The sequence below is a fragment of the Buttiauxella cochleicola genome, assembly GCF_021282405.1.
In the GTDB taxonomy this organism is placed as follows: domain Bacteria; phylum Pseudomonadota; class Gammaproteobacteria; order Enterobacterales; family Enterobacteriaceae; genus Buttiauxella; species Buttiauxella massiliensis.
The window spans coordinates 15,467-36,094 of the sequence record NZ_JAJSOU010000024.1; the positions used below are offsets into that span (position 1 = coordinate 15,467).

Sequence of the window (20,628 nt, forward strand, 5' to 3'; positions counted from 1 at the left end):
TTGAGTTGCAGAAAGGCGGCAAAGGAGTGAATCCCCAGGAGCTTACACAAGTAAGTGACTGGGGTGAACGAAAGCAGCCAACGCATCTGCAGCTTGAAGTATGACGGGGATTATTTGGTGACCCAGAGTGTGGGCCACGACGCATTGCTGTTCCACGCATCACACGTCGGCTCTTCGGCGTAACGCACCAGGCGGAAGCGCTGCCCATCAAAACGCCAGCGCGTCGCCACGCCGCAGTCGCCCACTCCGCGTCCTTTGGCCAACGTCGTCAGCTCTTTATTAGTTTCGTCATAACCGGCATTCATCAGCTCAAGCTCGGTGGTTCCGCTTCCCGGTGTAAACGGCAGTTTTAAGCGAATCTGCCGGGCGGCAAAGGGCTTCTGGCGCGACACAACCCAGGCGAGATCTACCACGTTGTAAGCACCCGCTTCACAACCGGTCATTAGCAAGGCTTTATCATCACTGAGCGCAAACACACGCACTTCGCGGCGAGCGGGATCGAGCGAACACTGGCTGTTGTTCATGCGCCAGGTGCCGTAATCGAGCAGGTCGCTGAGTTCTGGTTGCGTGAGTGGCGTCGGAGTGGGGTTAGTCAGCGCGACTTCTTTAAGTGCAGGCGCTGGCGGCACGCTCAGCGGCGGATCGTCACCTTTCTTAATCCAGGCGGTTTCACTTCCCACGCGCTGCTGTTGACTATCAATAAACAGCATTGAGGCTTTCAGCCCCGCAAGCGAAATATTTCCCTGCCCTTTCGCCAGCGTAATCGCATCGGCGTTGGCGACTTTTTCGAGGAAAGTGTTAATCGCGTCGGCATCACTGGTTTTGAGATGGTGCGGTGTTTCCTGCCATTTCGCTAAGTCCAGCGTCAACGGTTCACCATCAACAAGCAGGCGCGGCGCAATTGGCGGCGCTTTAGGTTCTGCGATGGTCATATTACCGAAATCAATTCTCAGCGTTGCATCAGTACGCGCACCCGCACTGCGGGTTAGCGTCATGACTAATCCTTGATGCAGCCCAGTGTTACGGGCCGCACAAAAATTTTGGTTGTTGCAGGTAACTTGCCAGTCGGAGAAAGACTTTTGTGCAGGTGCCGCGAAAACAGAGCTCGCTATAAAGAATAAAAAGAGAAACAGCGATTTGATCCGCAAAGACATTGGCGACACGTATCCTGAGAAGACGAAGAGAATTTAATGTATACCCAAAATAATTCGAGTTGCATCACGGCGGCAAGGGAACAAGTCCCAGGGAGCTTACATAAGTAAGTGACCTGGGTGAGTGAGCGCAGCCAACAAAGAGGCAACTTGAAGTATGACGGGTATACAAAATATGGCGATATCTTCGTCTGGTTAACGTTTGTGCTCAATCAGAATTATCGGATAGATTTACTTAAAATCGCCTATCCGTAATTCATTGAATAACAATGTTTTTAGTTCATGATTCCGCGTAATTGCAGCTGTTGTAACAGAATAACTGTTTTTCCGTCACGAATTTCACCTGTTGATACCATTTCCATAGCGCGGGTAAACGGTAATTCGAGCACGTCGATGTCTTCATCATCAATGCCACCACCGGCGTTTTCACGCTGGGCATCGCTGTATTCGGCCATGTAAAAGTGAATCAGCTCGGTCACACCGCCTGGCGACATATACAGCTCAAAGACTTTTTCGACTTCCCCTACTTCGTAGCCGGTTTCTTCGATAGCTTCTTTGCGGGCGCAAACTTCCGGTTCATCGGCATCCAGCAAACCGGCACAGGTTTCAATCAACATGCCGTCAGCATTACCGTTAACCCACGTAGCCACGCGGAACTGACGCGTCAGCACAACGGTTTTTTTATCGCGGTTATACAGCAGCATAGTTGCGCCGTTACCCCGGTCATAGACTTCACGTTTGTGGCGAATAGCTTCGGCTTCGTTACGGTATAGATCGTAGGTGATATTGCGCAGGATGAAGTAATTATCTGAGAGGATTTTATCTTTGATGACTTCGATTTTAATCGACATGCCGTCTCCACAGTGAGTTAGGGGAGCCGATTATAATATTCCGCTAAATACTTTTTGTCTTCTGGTTATGAAACGATATTACCCTAAATAATTCGAGGTGCAGGCAGGCGGTAAGGCCGTAAGTCCCCAGGAGCATAGATAACTATGTGACTGGGGCGCACGGGAGCAGCCAACACACCTGCAACTCGAAGTATGACGGGTAATCAAAAACCGTTTTTTACTTCACTCATGTCGGGCAACTTATGCGCAATCCCCTTGTGGCAATCCACGCAGGTTTGCCCATCGTTGACCGCTTTATCATGCATCTTTGCCGCGACGGTTTTCTGAGCGGTGAAATCCATGAAATCAAAGTTATGGCAGTTTCGGCACTCTTGCGAGTTGTTGTTCTTCATTCGCCGCCACTCGTTTTGCGCCATCGCCAGGCGGTGGTCATCAAACTTTTGCGGCGTGTCGATTAAGCCAAACGCTTTGGCATACAACTCTTTGCTGGCCTGAATTTTACGTAAAATTTTAGGTCCCCATTCGTGGGGAACGTGGCAGTCCGGGCAGGTTGCCCGCACGCCGCTGCGGTTGTTGTAGTGCACCGTCTGCATATATTCTTCGTAGACGTTGGCACGCATTTCATGGCAACCGATACAAAACTCCTCGCGGTTGGTCATCTCCATGCCGGTGTTAAAACCGCCCCAGAAAATAATCCCACCAGCGAAACCAATCAGCAGTAATGTGCCCAGCGCCAGGCGGCTCGGGCGACGCCACCACTGCCATATGCGCTTGATGATTCCGGGTTTACGGGTTGATTTATCCATAATGACCTCTAGTTCCCAAAACCTTTAGACGGCGTGAATGTGTTTTCAACAATCGGCGCTGCATCGGTTTGAGGGACATGGCATTGCAGGCAGAAGTAACGACGCGGTGCCACATTAGAAAGCACGTTGCCGTCGCTATCCATAAAGTGTGTGGGACTAACACGCGGCGCCCCCGTGGTGCGGTAATGTTCGACACCGTGGCATTGCAGACAACGGTTGGTGTTTTTGGAAACCTGGTAGCCGTCAACACTATGCGGAATCATTGGCGGCTGGTTTACGTAATTGAGCGCCATTCTGCCCTGCTGTTTTGGCATATGAATTGAACCTTCCGGCGTACCAGAAACCTCAGGCGATTGCGTAAGGTCAACGCCGTTTGCCGCCCACAATGCACCACTTACCAGCAGCGTAAATGCCGCAACCCATTGAAAGAACGTTTTAGTCAGGATGGTTTTTTTCATGATTTAGTCCCCCTTACACCTTCGCCAGTTTTACAGCGCATTTCTTATAATCCGTCTCTTTCGAAAGTGGGTCGGTTGCGTCCAGCGTCAGGTTGTTCACCAGTTGCGCTGCATCGAAGAACGGCATGTACACCAGCCCCTGCGGCGGTTTGTTACGACCGCGTGTTTCGACAATCGAAATCACTTCGCCACGACGGGAGATAACTTTCACTTTGTCACCACGACGCAAATCACGCGCTTTGGCATCAAGTGGATGGATGAACAAAACAGCTTCCGGGAAGGCACGATGCAATTCCGGTACGCGGCGCGTCATGCTGCCGGTATGCCAGTGTTCCAGCACGCGTCCTGTTGACAGCCACAGGTCATACTCCTGGTCCGGAGACTCCGCCGCAGGCTCAAATGGCAACGCGAAGATCACTGCTTTGCCATCTGGTTTACCATAGAACTTGAAGCCCTCACCCGCTTTCACATATGGGTCGTGACCTTCGCTGTAGCGCCAGAGCGTCTCTTTACCGTCGACCACCGGCCAGCGCAGGCCGCGCGCTTTGTGGTAATCATCAAACGGAGCGAGATCGTGCCCGTGACCACGGCCAAATGCGGCGTACTCCTCGAACAACCCTTTTTGCAGGTAGAAACCTAACTCGTGGGATTCGTCATTTAACTGCCCTTCAGCCAGTTCGGTGACCGGGAATTTGCTCACGTTTGAATTCGCAAACAGCACGTCAAACAGCGTTTTGCCCCGGTATTCCGGTTTTTGATCGACCAGTTCCGCAGGCCACACCTCTTCGACTTTGAAGCGTTTCGCAAACTGCACGAGCTGCCACAGATCGGACTTTGCCTCGCCCGGTGCTTTCACCTGCTGACGCCAGAACTGCGTGCGGCGTTCGGCGTTGCCGTAAGCGCCCTCTTTTTCCACCCACATTGCGGTTGGCAGGATCAGATCCGCGCTCAGTGCGCTGATCGTCGGGTACGGATCGGAAACGATGATGAAGTTACGCGGATCGCGCCAGCCCGGCATACGCTCTTCGGTAATGTTCGGCCCGGCCTGCATGTTGTTGTTACACATCACCCAGTAAACGTTGAGCTTGCCATCTTTCAGCGCGCGGTCCTGGGCCACGGCATGTAAACCCACTTTTGCCGGGATGGTGCCTGCTGGCAACTGCCACATGTTTTCGGTGATTTGGCGGTGTTTCTCGTTCGTCACCACCATGTCTGCTGGCAAACGATGGGAGAAAGTGCCGACTTCACGCGCCGTACCGCATGCCGATGGTTGGCCGGTTAAGGAGAATGGCCCGCAGCCCGGCTGAGAGATTTTTCCGGTGAGCAAATGGATGTTGTAAACCAGGTTGTTGGCCCACACACCGCGTGAATGCTGGTTAAAGCCCATCGTCCAGTAAGAAATCACTTTCTTATTCGGGTCGGCGTACAGCTTCGCCAGCGCTTCAAGTTGATCTATTGGCACGCCGCTCATTTCGGCGGTTTTTTCCAGCGTGTATTCCGCAACGAACGCTTTGTAATCTTCAAAGCTCATCGGCTCTGAAGCGTCAGAACCTGGGTTTTTCGCCGCTTTTTCTAACGGATGCGTCGGACGCAAACCGTAACCGATATCCGTCACGCCTTTACGCAGATTCACATGCTGCTTAAAGAAGGATTCGTTTATCGCGTTGTTCTGAATGATGTAGTTGGCGATATAGTTCAAAATCGCCAGGTCAGTTTGTGGCGTGAACACCATGCCGTTATCTGCCAACTCAAAACTACGATGTTGGAAGGTAGAAAGAACGGCGACTTCAACGTTTTCATTCGACAAGCGGCGGTTGGTGATGCGCGACCATAAAACCGGGTGCATCTCGGCCATGTTCGAACCCCACAGCACGAACGCGTCGCCCTGCTCGATATCGTCGTAGCAGCCCATCGGCTCGTCCATGCCGAAAGTACGCATGAAGCCCACAACAGCTGAAGCCATGCAGTGGCGTGCGTTCGGGTCAAGGTTGTTGGAACGAAAACCGGCTTTGAATAATTTAGAAGCGGCATAACCTTCCCACACCGTCCACTGGCCGGAGCCAAACATGCCGACCGCTTCCGGCCCTTTCTCTTTCAGGCTGGTCTTGAATTTTTGCTCCATGATGTCGAATGCCTGATCCCAGGTGATGGGAGCAAACTCACCTTCTTTATCATACTGCCCGTCTTTCATGCGCAACAGCGGCTGCGTGAGGCGGTCTTTTCCGTACATGATTTTTGGCAGGAAGTAGCCTTTGATGCAGTTCAGGCCACGGTTAACCGGCGCATCCGGGTCGCCCTGGCTTGCAACAACTCGCCCGTCCTGGGTACCGACTAATACGCCACAACCGGTGCCACAAAAACGGCATGGGGCTTTATCCCACTTGATAGCATCTTGTTTCCCGACAACCGCACGGGCAACGCTCGGTACGCTAAGGCCAGCGGCGGCCGCCGCGGCTGCAATAGCGTTCGCTTTCATAAAGCTACGACGACTGAGTTTCATGGTGTTTCCTCACCTTGCTCATCCTGCTGGTGATAAACCAGCGACACCGCCAGCACGCCCGCAATATTGCGTGCCGACTCGATTTGATTCAGCAGCACGTCACTACGTTCTGCTTCCATAACTACGACCAATTTGCCGTGTTCAGCATCACTTGCCGCGACTTCGCTGCCAGGTAGTTCGTTTAATGCGGCACTGACCGCGAGAATATTGTGTGGTTGCGCCTGAACGACCAGGCCTGCGACATGCCAGTTAGCTCGCATTTGCGTGCCTCATCTTGATGGCTGAAACCGGACAACCCGATATACATGCCCCGCAAGCGGTGCAATCGGTGTGATTGAGCAGAGGTTGTGCGATACCCTGCAAAGAAGGGCGAAATGAAATAGCCTGCGTGTCGCAGGTGTCCTGGCAGCTACGGCATTCGATGCTGTTTTTAGCCAGGCAATTATCGCCAATTGACAGCGTGTGTTCCCACGGGGAAACGTCACGCGCCAGGAAGAGTTGTTCCGGGCAAGCTTGTGCGCAGGCGTAGCAAAAAGTGCATTCACCGTGATCAAAGTTAACTTCGGGGTAGCCGCCCTGGCCGCGTTTCAGAACGCGAGTTTCGCAGGCCGACAAACAGGTATCGCAGCGAGTGCAATCCACAAGGAAATGGTTTTCATCTCCGCTCCAGGGTGGGCGGAAAGCAGTTGCGGAGCGTCGAAAGCTCCCGGTCAATAATCCACGTCGGGAAAAATCAGCCATAAGGCACATCCTTGCATCACAAATGCCAGCCTTCGCAGTGCAGAAGCCGGCAAACACATCTGTGTTATCTCCGTAGTTTTCTACGGGTTTTTATAGAGTGATACGTTATGTGACAAAGGGGGAGTAGAGGCATCACCCTTTAGGGGTAAATACAGGGGTAGGATCAAAAAGGAATTCGGTTTGTAAAACAAACACTCACCCCGACTCACAGACGGGGTGAGATTAACGTCTAATTAAGGCGTTGGGGTTGGACTTCAAGATATTCCATGATCCCTGCAGCAGCATGACGCCCTTCCGCCATCGCCGTGACAACCAGATCAGCACCACGGACCGCATCACCACCAGCAAAGATTTTTGGGTTGCTGGTCTGATAGCGTAATTTATCTTCAACGCTGGCAAGGATCCTCCCCCAGCTATCAAGCTTCACACCGTGCTCTTCAAGCCATGGCATACCATGAGGGTGGAAGCCAAATGCCATAATTACAGCATCGGCTGGCATGATAAATTCAGAGCCTTCAATCGGTTCCGGACGACGGCGACCTTGCTCGTCTGGCTCGCCCATTTGGGTGCGCAGCATACGGATGCCCATCACTTGCCCACTGTCATCCAGTTCAATATTCAGCGGCTGCACATTGAACTCAAACATCGCCCCTTCTTCCCGCGCGTTTTTGACCTCTTTTTTTGAACCCGGCATGTTGGCTTCATCACGGCGATAGGCACAAGTGACTTGCTGCGCGCCATGTCGCAAAGAAGTGCGCACGCAGTCCATCGCAGTATCACCGCCACCGAGCACCACCACTTGTTTATCCGCCATATTGATATACGGCTCGTCAGGCAACTCTGGTAATCCCATCACCTGTTTAGTGTTAGCAATCAGGAACGGCAGCGCATCGTAAACACCCGGCGCATCTTCGTTCGGCAATCCAGCTTTCATTGAACGATAAGTCCCAACGCCAACAAACACCGCGTCAAAATCAGCCAACACCTGTTGTAGAGAAATGTCGCGGCCAATCTCGGTATTGAGTTTGAATTCAATACCCATCGAACTGAAGATTTCACGGCGACGACTTAACAGCGATTTATCCAGCTTGAATGCGGGAATACCAAACGTGAGCAGCCCGCCGATTTCAGGATGGCGGTCGAACACTGTGGCTTTAATCCCATTGCGCGCCAGAATATCCGCGCAGGCAAGGCCGGCAGGCCCAGCACCAATCACGGCAACGCGGCGACTAGTTGGTTTGACATAAGAAAGATCCGGCGTCCAGCCGCTGGCAAAGGCTTTATCGGAAATATAACGCTCGATATTGCCGATAGTGACCGCACCATATTCATCTTTGAGGGTACAGGCACTTTCACATAAACGGTCTTGTGGACACACACGCCCAGTCACTTCTGGCAGGCAGTTTGTCTGGTGCGAAAGCTCCACAGCTTCCAGAATGCGCCCCTCTTTGACCAGTTCAATCCAATGCGGGATATGGTTATGCAGCGGGCAAGTCCACTCGCAAATGCTGTGCTCGCCACATTTCATGCAGCGGTCAGACTGGTTTTCAGCCTGGTTTTTATCAAAGGTGAGATAGATTTCATCAAAACCTGTTTTGCGCAAAACCAGGTCAATTTTATCAGGGTCCTGCCGTGCAGGAGTGGCGCGCATTTTTTCTACTTTACTTAAATCAGCACTCAGAGAAAGCTGCGGTGCTGTTTGCTGCGCGGTGGTATGCCACGGCTGAGATTCCTGAGCCGCCGAGCGTAAACGCCGGTTTTTTGCCAGGGCGGCAAGCGTCTCGCTATTAATTAATTTCAGCGCCTTGCTGGGACAATTTTCCACGCAAGCCGGGCCATTTTTACGGTCATGGCATAAGTCGCATTTATGGGCATTGGCTTTAACAGAGCGCCCATCATTAATCGGAGTGGTGAGAACCTGCATCGCACCAAACGGGCACGCTACCACACAGGATTTACAGCCAATACACTTGTGTTGATTAACCTGAACACTGTCATTAATGCGTGAAATAGCTTCGTTGGGGCAACTGCTTGCACACGGAGCATCTTCGCAATGACGGCAAGTTACCGCATTGCGCCTTCCCTGATGTTTAATAACAGAGATCCGTGGCTGAAATTGTTGGGTGGTCAGAACATGCTTTTCATCATTGTGAGCCATTACGCAGGCGATTTCGCATGCATGACAACCGATACATTGCTGTGCATTGGCAAGAACAAAACGATTCATTTTTACCCCTTTGCCCGTTATCACAAACAGGAGGCTATTTTTTATGGGGGTATGTTATGACCTGGCAAAGTCTTCGCTGGCAATGGTCATTTGCCCAGTTTGCTGCGAAATCTGCCAATAACCTGGTAAGGATCAATTTATTTTCGTGTTTAATGAAACATCGTTTTTCACTAGCTTGTTGTGCAAAGGTTACATTTCTGGTGTGCACTAGTTAATTCTGTAAATTTGTTTTGGAAGGAATGCCGAAATATAGCCAACAAGAATGACTGACATCTTACGTTTCTGATACGTTTCGCTCTCAACTATTTCGATGGGTTATTATAAGTGATAGTAAAACGCTCGCTCTCCACGAGCCTTGCCCGAGCTTTCTTTTACATTATTCTGCTATCGCTGCTTTCAACAGGCATCGCGATGTTAACCCTTGCCAGCAGTTTGCGTGATGCCGAAGCGATTAACGTCGCAGGTTCGTTACGTATGCAGAGCTATCGCCTGGGATATGATTTGCAGGGCGACCGCATCAATCTGGACAAACATCTTGAGCAGTACAGCCAGTCACTGCGCTCTCCAGCCTTGCTTAAAATTGAAAAATTCTGGGTTCCTGCTGAAGTCCGTAACCGTTTCGCAGTGATTAACCATGCCTGGTCTGATATGGAAAACCATATTCGCCAGGGCGATTTACAGTGGTACAAGGCCAACATTACTGGCTATGTAGCGCAAATTGACCTGTTTGTCCTCGCCCTTCAACATTATGCTGAACGCAAAATGATGCAGGTGGTGATAGCTTCAGTGGTAGGTTTTATTGCCATTTTCACGTTAGTCTTTTTCACCTTACGCCGCTTTCGCCACCAGGTTGTGGCACCTCTGAACAAACTAATGGAAGCAAGTCGCACTATTGAACGCGGTGAGTTTGATTACCCGCCGCTAAACACACAACTACCAAATGAACTGGGTTTGTTGGCACATACTTTCACGCGCATGTCAGGCGAGTTACATAAACTTTATCGCTCACTTGAAGAGAGCGTGCAGGAAAAAACGCTGGACCTGCAGGAAGCCAATCAGACGCTGGAAGTGCTATATGCCTGCTCACAAGCCCTGACGGTCAGTACCATCGATCAGCACTGTTTTGAACGAGTGTTGCAGCAGGTACGCCAGAAAACACCGGTCAATTATCTGGAGATGAAAACGGGTGAAAACTGGAAAATACAGGAAGGGGTTCAACACGATAAGCAAGCATGGCAAACATTGCCGATCGTGCTTGAGAATAAAGAATTAGGTTTGCTCCGCTGGCAGGCTCCAGAAGGTGTTCCGCCGCTGCCATTAATGCAAAGTCTGGCAAATATGTTGGGCCGTGGCCTCTACTTCAACCAGGCGCAAAAACATTATCAGCAATTGTTGCTGATGGAAGAGCGCGCGACGATTGCCCGGGAATTACACGACTCGTTAGCGCAAGTGCTCTCTTATTTACGTATCCAACTCACGTTACTCAAACGTGCGGTACCGGCAGAAAACCAGCCTGCGCAGCGCATTATTGGCGATTTTTCCCAAGCGCTGAACGATGCCTACCGCCAGTTACGTGAGCTATTAACGACCTTCCGCCTGACACTTCAGCAAGCCGATTTACCTTCCGCATTGCAGGAGATGATTGCCCCGCTGCGCAACCAGACTGAAGCCGTTATTACCATGGATTGCGACATACCCACTCAGGCACTGGATGCCTCACAACAGGTACATTTGCTGCAAATTATCCGTGAAGGCGTTTTAAACGCGATTAAACACGCGCAAGCACATAAAATATCCGTAAGCTGTAATACATCGGTATCAGGGATTCATTCTGTGAATATTCTTGATGATGGAACTGGAATAGCCAGTCTGACGGAACCCGAAGGTCATTACGGCTTAAATATTATGCACGAACGCGCCACACGGTTAGGTGGCGAGCTGACTATTTCCCGCCCAGCACAAGGCGGGACGTTGATTACGATGACTTTTCGTTCGCCGCCATCAGACCTGGCAACGCGCGAAACGCCGGTGAACCTATAACGATAATAATGTGAACAATATTGGGAGTTGTGATGAGTGAGAAAAATGTCTGCCGGGTATTAATCGTCGATGATCATCCGTTAATGCGTCGTGGCATCCGTCAGTTGCTGGAAATGGACGACAGTTTTAGCGTAGTAGGTGAAGCAAGCAGCGGCGCAGAAGCCATTAGCCTTGCGAATCGCCTGACCCCTGACCTGATTTTGCTCGATCTGAATATGAAAGGTTTGAGCGGGTTAGACACGTTAAACGCCCTGCGCCGTGATGGCGTCAGTGCGCGTATCGTGGTGCTGACAGTTTCAGATTCCCGCAGTGATATTTTCACCCTGATAGATGCCGGAGCAGACGGTTATTTGCTCAAAGACAGCGACCCGGACGTGCTGCTGGAAGATATCCGTCGTGGTGCAACCGAAGGCGAAGCCTACAGCGAGCAAGTGGCTGAATATTTACGCACCCGCAGCACTGATAAACGCAGTGACGATCCTTTTGCGGTCTTAACCGAACGTGAGTTGGATGTATTACAAGAAGTCGCTAAGGGTTTGTCAAACAAACAGATTGCCTCGGATCTGCATATCTCCGAAGAGACGGTGAAAGTGCATATCCGCAATTTGCTGCGCAAACTCCAGGTGCGATCTCGTGTCGCGGCAACGGTGTTGTTCCTTGAAAGCAGAGGCTTCTGAAGCCTCGCCATACCACAGAGAGCGAAGATAATTTACAATATCTCCTCAATTTCTCCACGTTTGGACTTGCCGTTAAGGCTACAGTGACGACTATCTCAATAATCACAATCTGAAGTACTGACGAGGTTCTGACTGAATGGCGAATTTCTTTATTAATCGCCCCATTTTTGCCTGGGTGCTGGCCATTATTTTGTGTCTCACCGGCGCACTGGCAATTTTTTCACTTCCCGTAGAACAATACCCCGACCTCGCACCGCCAAATGTGCGTATCACTGCAAATTACCCAGGTGCGTCTGCACAAACGCTGGAAAATACGGTTACTCAGGTTATCGAGCAGAATATGACCGGGCTGGACAACATGATGTATATGTCCTCCCAAAGTAGCAGCACCGGTCAGGCGACGATTACGCTGAGCTTTAAAGCCGGAACAGATCCAGACGAAGCAGTGCAGCAGGTGCAAAACCAGTTGCAGTCAGCATTGCGTAAATTGCCGCAGGCCGTGCAAACCCAGGGCGTAACGGTTAGAAAAACCGGCGATACCAACATTCTAATGGTGGCGTTTGTGTCGACCGACGGCAGCATGGATAAGCAAGATATCGCGGACTACGTCGCCAGTAATATTCAGGATCCTATAAGCCGTATTAACGGCGTCGGTGATGTGGATGCCTACGGTTCGCAATATTCAATGCGTATCTGGCTCGACCCGACCAAACTCACCAGTTTCCAGATGACCACGCAGGATGTGGTGGATGCGATTAAATCGCAGAATGCACAAATTGCGGTCGGGCAGCTAGGTGGAACGCCTTCTGTCGATATGCAGGCGCTGAACGCCACCGTTAATTCTCAGTCACTGCTGCAAACGCCGCAGCAATTCAAAGACATTACGCTGCGTGTAAATCAGGATGGATCTCTGGTTTCGCTGGGTGATGTTGCAGAAGTTGAACTAGGTGCCGAGAAGTACGACTTCCTGAGCCGTTATAACGGGCAAGCAGCGTCAGGCCTGGGAATTAAACTCGCCTCGGGCGCGAACGAGATGGAAACTGATAAACTCGCCCGCGCAAAAATTGAAGAATTATCGCAGTACTTCCCTCATGGCCTGGAAGCGAAGATTGCTTACGAAACCACTCCTTTTGTGAAAGCCTCGATTACTGATGTAGTGAAAACTCTGCTGGAAGCCATCCTATTGGTGTTCCTCGTCATGTATCTTTTCTTACAGAACTTCAGAGCGACGTTAATTCCGACTATCGCCGTGCCGGTAGTATTATTGGGTACCTTCTCCGTCCTGTATGCGTTTGGCTACAGCATTAACACCCTGACGATGTTTGCCATGGTTCTGGCTATCGGTTTGTTAGTTGACGACGCCATCGTGGTGGTCGAAAACGTTGAACGCATCATGAGTGAGGAAGGGTTATCACCCAAAGAAGCGACCCGAAAATCAATGGGCCAGATTCAAGGCGCGTTGGTTGGGATTGCAATGGTGCTGTCAGCGGTGTTTGTACCGATGGCATTTTTTGGCGGCACCACTGGGGCGATATACCGCCAGTTCTCGATAACCATCGTTTCCGCGATGGTGCTATCGGTATTGGTGGCGATGATTCTGACGCCCGCATTGTGTGCCACCATTCTCAAGCCATTGCATAAAGGTGAACATCACGGCCAGAAAGGTTTCTTTGGCTGGTTTAACCGCATGTTTAACCGCAATGCACAGCGCTATGAATCTGCTGTCGGCAAAATTCTGGCGCACAGTCTGCGCTGGATCCTGATTTATGTGCTGCTGATTGGCGGCATGGTGTTCCTGTTCCTGCGCCTGCCAACCTCTTTCCTGCCGCTGGAAGATCAGGGCGTATTCACCACTTCAATACAATTGCCGAGCGGCTCTACGCAGCAGCAAACTACCAAAGTGGTGGAAAAGCTTGAGCAGTATTATCTGACCAAAGAGAAAGATAACGTACTGTCGGTGTTTGCCACTATAGGCTCCGGCCCCGGCGGTAACGGACAAAACGTGGCGCGCATGTTTGTACGCCTGAAAGACTGGGATGTACGTGACCCGAATACCGCCAGTTCTTTTGCCATTATCGAACGGGCAACAAAAGCCTTCCGTGATATTAAAGAAGCACGTGTGATAGCCAGCAGCCCACCGGCCATCAGCGGTTTAGGTAACGCAGCTGGGTTTGATATGGAATTGCAAGACCACGCAGGTGCCGGGCACGATGAGCTCATGCAGGCGCGCGATCAGTTACTGGATATGGCGAGCGATGAAAAACTGCTGACTCGCGTGCGTCACAACGGTTTAGACGATAGCCCGCAAATGCAGATTGATATCGACCAACGAAAAGCGCAAGCATTGGGCGTATCCATTGACGATATCAATAACACGCTGCAAACCGCCTGGGGTTCCAGCTACGTGAACGATTTTATGGATCGTGGCCGCGTGAAAAAAGTGTATGTGCAGGCAGGAGCGAAATATCGCATGCTGCCGGAAGACATTAACCAGTGGTATGTGCGTAACAAAGACGGTGGAATGGTGCCCTTCTCTGCTTTTGCCAGCTCGCACTGGGAAACAGGGTCACCACGCCTCGAACGTTATAACGGTTATTCAGCTTTGGAAATTGTCGGTGAAGCAGCACCTGGTGTAAGTACCGGGACCGCGATGCAGGTGATGGAAACCTTGGTGCAAAAGCTGCCAACAGGTTTTGGCCTGGAATGGACCGGTATGTCTTACCAGGAACGGTTATCAGGCGCGCAGGCTCCGGCGCTATACGCCATCTCTCTATTAGTGGTGTTCCTGTGCCTGGCGGCACTTTATGAAAGCTGGTCAGTGCCATTCTCAGTGATGCTGGTTGTTCCGTTGGGGGTAGTTGGTGCACTGCTGGCAACCTGGATGCGCGGGCTGGAAAACGACGTATATTTCCAGGTGGGGCTGTTAACGGTTATAGGATTGGCGGCCAAGAACGCCATTCTGATTGTTGAGTTCGCCAACGATATGAATGCCCAGGGCCGCGAACTGGTTGCCGCGACGCTTGACGCCTGCCGCCAACGTTTACGCCCGATATTGATGACATCCCTGGCGTTTATCTTCGGCGTGTTGCCAATGGCCACCAGCAGCGGTGCGGGTTCTGGTAGCCAGCATGCGGTGGGTACCGGGGTGATGGGGGGGATGATTTCAGCGACCGTGCTGGCGATATTCTTCGTGCCATTGTTCTTTGTGCTGGTGCGCAGAAGATTCCCGCTCAAGGAACATTCAGATAGCTAACCAACAAAAAAGCGACCTTAAAGGGGTCGCTTTTTGTATGGCTCAAAGGATATTGAGAATAAGAACATCATGTTCCCGTTGTATTTTTTACCCGGTTAGATCATTTACGAAGCATATCTTCAATGAAATCTTTCCAGTTCCCTAGTTCGTGCTCAATCATAACCGCCTCTCTTATAATTGCTTTAATTATACGTAATCCCTTCCATGGAGTGAAGCGGCATTACTTTGCAGCTTCACTGGCTATCTATCATCAAATATTGAGAGTCGACTGCGTATGGACTTAATTATTAGCTCAATAGGTATTTAATAATGTGACGAAACACTTGAAATAAAATGTTTCAGTTACTCAGCAGCTCTGCAAGCCACGAAAATAGGACTTTTCGTAGCAATCAAAGACTCTGAACTCTCTACACGCCAAACGGCGATAAATTAATCAAAGCAGAAAAAGAATCTCTATTACCTAACTTTTAGATTAGCAATTGAGTTATATTTTTCCTTGCAACTTTTTTATCATTTTATTTATTCTAAATTCCTGCATAAATAATCACTGCCAAAAATAAGGATTTAACCCGTGATAATTCTCTACGGTATTAAAAACTGCGACACCATCAAGAAAGCACGCCGCTGGTTGGAGACTCAAGGTGTGGAATATCAATTCCATGACTATCGTGTAGATGGGTTAAATGCCGAATTATTGAACAGTTTTATTGCCGAATTAGGTTGGGAAGCACTGCTGAATACGCGAGGAACGACCTGGCGCAAACTCGACGAAGCACATCGCGCAAGTATTACCGACGCCCAAACTGCAGCAGCGCTAATGCTCGAAATGCCAGCAATCATCAAACGCCCATTGCTCTACGCGCCCGGTCAGCCTATGCTGCTGGGTTTCAATGAATCGAACTATACGATGTTTATCAACGAGGTGTAGAGCTATGTCTTGCCCGGTTATTGAGCTGACGCAACAGCTTATCCGCCGCCCTTCTCTTAGCCCTGACGACGCTGGCTGCCAGGCGCTGATGATTGAGCGACTACGTGCCATTGGTTTTACTATCGAGCACATGGATTTTGGCGACACGCAAAACTTCTGGGCATGGAGAGGAAAAGGCGAAACGCTGGCGTTTGCTGGCCATACCGACGTCGTGCCTTCAGGTGATGCCGACCGTTGGATTAATCCTCCGTTTGAACCGACTATCCGTGATGGCATGCTTTTTGGTCGTGGTGCTGCAGATATGAAAGGGTCGCTTGCCGCGATGGTGGTTGCTGCAGAACGTTTTGTGGCACAGAACCCGCGCCATAAAGGCCGCCTTGCATTTCTCATCACGTCTGATGAAGAAGCCAGTGCCAAAAATGGCACTGTGAAAGTAGTCGAAACATTAATGGCACGCCATGAAAGGCTCGATTACTGCCTGGTTGGTGAACCTTCCAGCACTGAAGTTGTAGGCGATGTGGTGAAAAACGGCCGCCGTGGCTCGTTGACCTGTAACCTGACCGTTCACGGTGTGCAGGGGCACGTTGCTTACCCGCATCTGGCTGATAACCCTGTTCATCGTGCAGCACCAATGCTGAATGAGCTGGTCAATATTGAGTGGGACAAAGGTAACGAGTTCTTCCCTGCCACCAGCATGCAGATTGCCAACGTTCAGGCCGGCACCGGCAGTAATAACGTAATTCCAGGCGATCTGTATGTGCAGTTCAACTTCCGCTTCAGCACCGAACTGACTGATGAAGACATCAAGCAACGCGTTATTGCCCTGCTCGATAAGTATGAATTGCGTTATACCCTCGACTGGTGGCTTTCCGGCCAACCGTTCCTTACGTCACGCGGGAAGCTGGTCGATGCGGTAGTGAATGCAGTTGAGCACTATAATGAGATCAGACCGCAGCTATTGACCACCGGCGGCACATCCGATGGGCGCTTTATCGCACGCATGGGGGCGCAGGTGGTGGAACTTGGACCAGTGAACGCGACTATTCATAAAATTAATGAGTGTGTTAATGCCGCTGACCTGCAAATGTTGGCCCGTATGTATCAACGCATTATGGAGCAGCTTGTCGCCTGACAGGCCGCAATAAACATCAATCATAGCCAGATTAATTGGTGTTGTGGCACAGCAGCCTGGGAGCTTACTTGAGTAATTGATTCGGGTAAGTGAGTACAGGAAACGCCGCCACAACGTCAAGTAACAAGGCGAAAGAGGTTATACGCATGGAATGGCTATCGCATTATTGGTGGATCATCGTACTGGTGCTGCTTCTGGGCATTTTCCTTAATGTGATTAAGGATCTGAAGCGTATTGATCCGAAGAAATATATGGCGAATAAACCTGAGCTTCCTCCTCATCGTGACTTTAACGATAAGTGGGATGACGAAGACGATTTCCCAAAGAAAAAGCCTTAACTGACAAATGAGCGGGGTATTCCCGCTTTTCAGAATGCTGATAGTAATGGCGACCGGCCTTCGGTCGCCATGATGAAGAACGAGCATTTTCTGCCGAACCCCTGCAGTTTTCTGGCATCCAGGCCAGTATCTGAAAGCAAACAGCCAATAATAAGATAAGAAGTGCAGTCAAAACTTAACGTTTTAATTTGGCTACATAAGGCAGATTTCTGTACTTATTTTCCCATGGCATGCCATATCCAATCAATAAGTCATCATTTTCCATCTCATACGCATAATATTGTCTGACGGGGATATCTACCCGACCCGGTTTGACAAAAAGAACAGCAACGCAGACCGATTTTGGCGTGTAGTTTTCTAAGATAAATTGAACAAGACGCTTCATCGTTCCGCCTGACTCAATGGCATCATCGATGATAATGACATCCCGACCGCTGATATCTATATTCTGATGGAAAACTATCGCTGAATTATTATGTCTGTCGCCTGGAGTATGCGGGCAGGCAATATAATCCATATTAATATCAAACTCTAACTGCCGAGTCAGGTCCGCAGTGAAGAGGATCCCGCCCGGTACAACCGTAATAATGACTGCGTCATTAAAATGCTGGTTGAGTTGTGCAGCAACTTTCGTCACGCCCTCAGCAATAGCCGATTCACTAATTATGATTTCACCAACATGTTCATGTTTCATAAAAATTTCTCTTTAGTTATCAGAGCAATCAACACATTCAGAATTTGTAAAACCCTTACTGACCAGACTCGTTACCCCGGCAAGCTCTTGCCCACTTATACCTCTAACAGCATATGTTCTGAAAATAAATCTATCACAAACTATCACCATGGCGATTTTTTAGATCTAAATATTGCACAAAAATACACTAACGAGCATCATCAAGCAGAGTTAGATCATCATGAAGTGTGCGTAATATCGCATAACCCAACATACTTTGTGAGATTCGAATATCAACTGTCGTCGTCAAAAACTCCAACACATAGAGGCTCTGACCTAATGATTAAACTTATTATTACTGACCTGGATGGCACATTTCTGAATAGTGACGGAGATTATGACAGGGAGTTATTCATGGAGGTCAGCGCACTAATGGCTGCAAAGGGTGTTCACTTCGCAGCCTGTACCGGAAAACAGTGCGACAGGGTTGAGGAGTTGTTTGGTGGGTACAGCAGGAACCTGTGGATTGTGGGAGACAGTGCAACCCGAATCAAACACGACGGACAATTTGTTTATCAGTCACTGATCAAAAATGAGCTGGGCATACGCATCATTAATACCCTTCAGGAAGTTAACTCTCAACATGTCATCATCGCCTGTACTTCAGAAGGGGCAGTGATCCGCGCTGACCTTGCGCAAAGGCTGAAGGATAAGGTACGAAATTCGTATTCCAGTATGATTGAAGTAGACGACCTGAGTGCGCTGACATCTGATTTTGTTAAAATTACAGTGTATGACGAGGAAGGTCATTGCCCACAGACTCGACCTCACCTGTCCACTTTCGAAAATGAAGTTTACATTGTGGTGTCAGAAGCGGCGTGGATTGATATTGCGGACTATGGTGTTCACAAAGGAACCACCATACAAAAGCTCCAGGAACTGCTTGGTGTCAGTAAGCACGAAACCATGGCTTTCGGCGATGGCTACAACGATATTGAGTTGCTCGCAATGGCCGAATACAGTTTTGCAATGCGCAATGCCTTCGAGGAAACCAAATCGGTTGCAAATTTTATCACTGGATATAATGACGCAAATGCAGTCCAGGAAACAATCAAACGAATGTTGGCTCTTCAGTCCTAACATCTGCTTGCGCAAGCCATCAGTGAAGGTTCACTCCAGCCTTCACTGATGTGGATTTGAGGCTAATCAACAATCTCGATGCGAAGATTTTCGCTACTGAAATCCTGTACTCGGGTTTCACGGCTCACCACGACAATATCAATAGCATCACAGGTAGCAACTTTGTATCTCGCCACCTGACACATTTTATCTGCAATGACCGCGGCAATAACTTCGTTACTCTGAGCGATGACTTCTTTTTTAAAACAGGCATCTTCGTAGTATACGGCTGTGAGCCCAGCCTGTGGGTCAAGGCCACAAACACCGATAAATGTCTGGTCAAAAATCATATTACGGACCTGGTTTACGGTATCTAAACCTAAAGTGCTCCCTGTTTTGGGACTCACCTTTCCTCCCAACAGAATCAACTCCCCTGACTGTCTACTGCTTAATGCAGAGGCAATTTGTGGCGAATTTGTCACGATGGTGAGTTCAAAAGTCTCAGGGATAAAATCCACCATCGCCAGATACGTTGAACCAGCGTCGATGAAAATACAGGTATCCGGCTTTATCAACTCAGCGCATCGTCTGGCAACATCTGACTTCTCAGAAACACTCTGTGCCACACGGGTTTCAAAGCTTGCTGATTGCTGAAGCTGACAGACAGCCCCTCCGTAGACTTTTTTACATAAACCTTTGCGGGCCAGAACCTGAAGATCACGGCGAATGGTATGTTCTGAAACACCGAGTTGGCGGGCAATATCGGCACCAATCACCCTGCCAGTTTTAGTAAGCATTTGATGAATAAGATCCTGCCGCTGCTCAGGGAAAGCATCATAATCGATCACGAAAAACCTCAATCAAACACAACATTGCATGAAGCATAACATGGATAAATTATCTCAGCAGGAACGTGACGTTCTGGTGTGCCTTTAGACTCCTCCTGTGTTCAAAATCCAGAAGGAGTCTATAGGCAGGAGGGACTTCACTCAGACCGGGTTTTCAAAGAAACTCAACAATATCATCGTTGTTTGGTTTACCGCCGCTGAGCGCCTCATCGAAATAGTGCTTCGGCACGGTATAACGCAGGTGATCGAGCGCAATCTGAATACTGCGGTCATCTATCGCATGGCCCAAATCGTCAATCACATCCAGCGTCACATCACCGCCCAGTTGCATTAACTGTTCGTGAGCATCAAAGGCATGCTTCACATCAATCACTTTATCAACGTCGCCATGAATCAAATGAATAGTGGTTGAAGTTGAGGCATTTTGCGGAAGTTGTGCATAACGGCCATTAAAAGCCACCACGCGAGAAGCCAGTTCTGACTGTGCTTTCACGCCCTCAAGCGCCATGATTGCCCCTTGCGAGAAACCAATCAGAGCTGTGGCATTCGCAGGCACGCCACTGTCTTTTTGCAAGTCACGCACCACCTGGACAAATGTTGGCATGATGGCATCAACTCGTGCCTGGCGGTTTTCTTCCGTGACTCCCGCAACGGAAAACCACTCACGGCCTTGATACGGGCCGCTGGGTGCCGGGCCACCAATGCTGACCACCAGCGCTTCCGGGAAATGTGGCGCAAACCAGCTACCAATTTCCCCCATTGCTACCGGGTTATCGCCAACACCATGAAACAACAAAATCAGTTGCTTAGCCGGGCTGGCTGGGCTTTGAACTACAAAATGGTCGTGTTTCATGGTGCTCTCCTTTAGTTTCTGGAGATGACTATA

The 20,628-nt window shown here is 49.8% G+C and carries 19 protein-coding genes; 7 read left to right on the forward strand and 12 right to left on the reverse strand.

All coding sequences use genetic code 11. From position 1 onward, the window contains the following. Nucleotides 1-110: 110 nt before the first annotated feature. The 8 genes from LVQ79_RS21300 to aegA all read right to left on the reverse strand — a co-directional run bounded on the left by LVQ79_RS21300 (nucleotide 111) and on the right by aegA (nucleotide 8,734). The gene (locus LVQ79_RS21300) at nucleotides 111-1,154 is read right to left on the reverse strand and encodes a DUF1176 domain-containing protein (protein ID WP_232866701.1); all 1,044 of its coding nucleotides are present in this window, start codon (nucleotides 1,152-1,154) and stop codon (nucleotides 111-113) included. 272 nt (nucleotides 1,155-1,426) lie between these two features. Continuing rightward, nucleotides 1,427-2,002, reverse strand: coding sequence for a GDP-mannose pyrophosphatase NudK (nudK, locus tag LVQ79_RS21305; RefSeq protein ID WP_232866704.1), 576 nt, complete (start codon nucleotides 2,000-2,002; stop codon nucleotides 1,427-1,429). A 203-nt stretch (nucleotides 2,003-2,205) separates the two neighbouring features. Beyond that, complete coding sequence (gene napC / locus LVQ79_RS21310) at nucleotides 2,206-2,808, reverse strand: cytochrome c-type protein NapC (protein ID WP_232866707.1); 603 nt, start codon at nucleotides 2,806-2,808, stop codon at nucleotides 2,206-2,208. A gap of 8 nt (nucleotides 2,809-2,816) precedes the next feature. Next, nucleotides 2,817-3,266 carry a nitrate reductase cytochrome c-type subunit gene (gene napB, locus LVQ79_RS21315; RefSeq protein WP_064512946.1) on the reverse strand — a complete coding sequence of 150 codons (450 nt, stop codon included), beginning with the start codon at nucleotides 3,264-3,266 and terminating at the stop codon, nucleotides 2,817-2,819. A 13-nt stretch (nucleotides 3,267-3,279) separates the two neighbouring features. Beyond that, nucleotides 3,280-5,766, reverse strand: coding sequence for a nitrate reductase catalytic subunit NapA (gene napA / locus LVQ79_RS21320; RefSeq protein ID WP_232866710.1), 2,487 nt, complete (start codon nucleotides 5,764-5,766; stop codon nucleotides 3,280-3,282). Beyond that, the gene (gene napD / locus LVQ79_RS21325) at nucleotides 5,763-6,026 is read right to left on the reverse strand and encodes a chaperone NapD (RefSeq protein WP_232866713.1); all 264 of its coding nucleotides are present in this window, start codon (nucleotides 6,024-6,026) and stop codon (nucleotides 5,763-5,765) included. The genes napA and napD overlap by 4 nt, the downstream gene beginning before the upstream one ends. Next, a complete protein-coding gene (gene napF / locus LVQ79_RS21330; protein ID WP_232866716.1) occupies nucleotides 6,016-6,507 on the reverse strand; it encodes a ferredoxin-type protein NapF in 492 nt (163 codons plus the stop codon). The genes napD and napF overlap by 11 nt, the downstream gene beginning before the upstream one ends. A gap of 229 nt (nucleotides 6,508-6,736) precedes the next feature. Continuing rightward, complete coding sequence (gene aegA, locus LVQ79_RS21335) at nucleotides 6,737-8,734, reverse strand: formate-dependent uric acid utilization protein AegA (protein ID WP_232866719.1); 1,998 nt, start codon at nucleotides 8,732-8,734, stop codon at nucleotides 6,737-6,739. A gap of 324 nt (nucleotides 8,735-9,058) precedes the next feature. Between aegA and narQ the strand changes: the two genes are divergently transcribed. The 3 genes from narQ to acrD all read left to right on the forward strand — a co-directional run bounded on the left by narQ (nucleotide 9,059) and on the right by acrD (nucleotide 14,704). Then, on the forward strand, nucleotides 9,059-10,774 hold the full coding sequence (gene narQ, locus LVQ79_RS21340; RefSeq protein ID WP_232866722.1) for a nitrate/nitrite two-component system sensor histidine kinase NarQ: 1,716 nt from the start codon (nucleotides 9,059-9,061) through the stop codon (nucleotides 10,772-10,774). A gap of 32 nt (nucleotides 10,775-10,806) precedes the next feature. Further along, nucleotides 10,807-11,451, forward strand: a complete 645-nt coding sequence (gene narP, locus LVQ79_RS21345) for a nitrate/nitrite response regulator protein NarP (RefSeq protein WP_232866725.1) — start codon at nucleotides 10,807-10,809, stop codon at nucleotides 11,449-11,451. 136 nt (nucleotides 11,452-11,587) lie between these two features. Beyond that, the gene (gene acrD, locus LVQ79_RS21350; protein ID WP_232866728.1) at nucleotides 11,588-14,704 is read left to right on the forward strand and encodes a multidrug efflux RND transporter permease AcrD; all 3,117 of its coding nucleotides are present in this window, start codon (nucleotides 11,588-11,590) and stop codon (nucleotides 14,702-14,704) included. A gap of 100 nt (nucleotides 14,705-14,804) precedes the next feature. On the opposite strand, the gene ypfM is transcribed toward acrD, so the two are convergent. Then, nucleotides 14,805-14,864, reverse strand: coding sequence for a protein YpfM (gene ypfM, locus LVQ79_RS21355; protein ID WP_087867655.1), 60 nt, complete (start codon nucleotides 14,862-14,864; stop codon nucleotides 14,805-14,807). A gap of 411 nt (nucleotides 14,865-15,275) precedes the next feature. Here ypfM and LVQ79_RS21360 point away from each other — a divergent pair, with 411 nt between their 5' ends. The 3 genes from LVQ79_RS21360 (at nucleotide 15,276) to LVQ79_RS21370 (ending at nucleotide 17,102) form a co-directional block, all read left to right on the forward strand. After that, nucleotides 15,276-15,632 carry an ArsC family reductase gene (locus LVQ79_RS21360; RefSeq protein WP_232866732.1) on the forward strand — a complete coding sequence of 119 codons (357 nt, stop codon included), beginning with the start codon at nucleotides 15,276-15,278 and terminating at the stop codon, nucleotides 15,630-15,632. Between the two features lie 4 nt (nucleotides 15,633-15,636). Beyond that, nucleotides 15,637-16,764: a succinyl-diaminopimelate desuccinylase gene (gene dapE / locus LVQ79_RS21365; protein ID WP_034459089.1), complete on the forward strand. Its 1,128-nt coding sequence runs from the start codon at nucleotides 15,637-15,639 to the stop codon at nucleotides 16,762-16,764. Between the two features lie 146 nt (nucleotides 16,765-16,910). Further along, entirely contained in the window at nucleotides 16,911-17,102 is a 192-nt protein-coding gene (locus tag LVQ79_RS21370; protein WP_034459091.1) for a YpfN family protein, read from the forward strand. Between the two features lie 175 nt (nucleotides 17,103-17,277). Here LVQ79_RS21370 and LVQ79_RS21375 read toward each other — a convergent pair whose 3' ends face one another. Beyond that, on the reverse strand, nucleotides 17,278-17,796 hold the full coding sequence (locus LVQ79_RS21375) for a phosphoribosyltransferase (protein ID WP_232866735.1): 519 nt from the start codon (nucleotides 17,794-17,796) through the stop codon (nucleotides 17,278-17,280). A gap of 318 nt (nucleotides 17,797-18,114) precedes the next feature. On the opposite strand from LVQ79_RS21375, the gene LVQ79_RS21380 reads away from it, so the two are divergent. Continuing rightward, on the forward strand, nucleotides 18,115-18,915 hold the full coding sequence (locus LVQ79_RS21380; RefSeq protein ID WP_232866737.1) for a Cof-type HAD-IIB family hydrolase: 801 nt from the start codon (nucleotides 18,115-18,117) through the stop codon (nucleotides 18,913-18,915). Nucleotides 18,916-18,977: 62 nt separating this feature from the next. Here LVQ79_RS21380 and LVQ79_RS21385 read toward each other — a convergent pair whose 3' ends face one another. Both LVQ79_RS21385 and ypfH read right to left on the reverse strand, forming a co-directional pair. Further along, nucleotides 18,978-19,742, reverse strand: a complete 765-nt coding sequence (locus LVQ79_RS21385; protein WP_232866740.1) for a DeoR/GlpR family DNA-binding transcription regulator — start codon at nucleotides 19,740-19,742, stop codon at nucleotides 18,978-18,980. Nucleotides 19,743-19,896: 154 nt separating this feature from the next. Then, nucleotides 19,897-20,595, reverse strand: a complete 699-nt coding sequence (gene ypfH, locus LVQ79_RS21390; protein ID WP_232866742.1) for an esterase — start codon at nucleotides 20,593-20,595, stop codon at nucleotides 19,897-19,899. Nucleotides 20,596-20,628 lie beyond the last annotated feature (33 nt).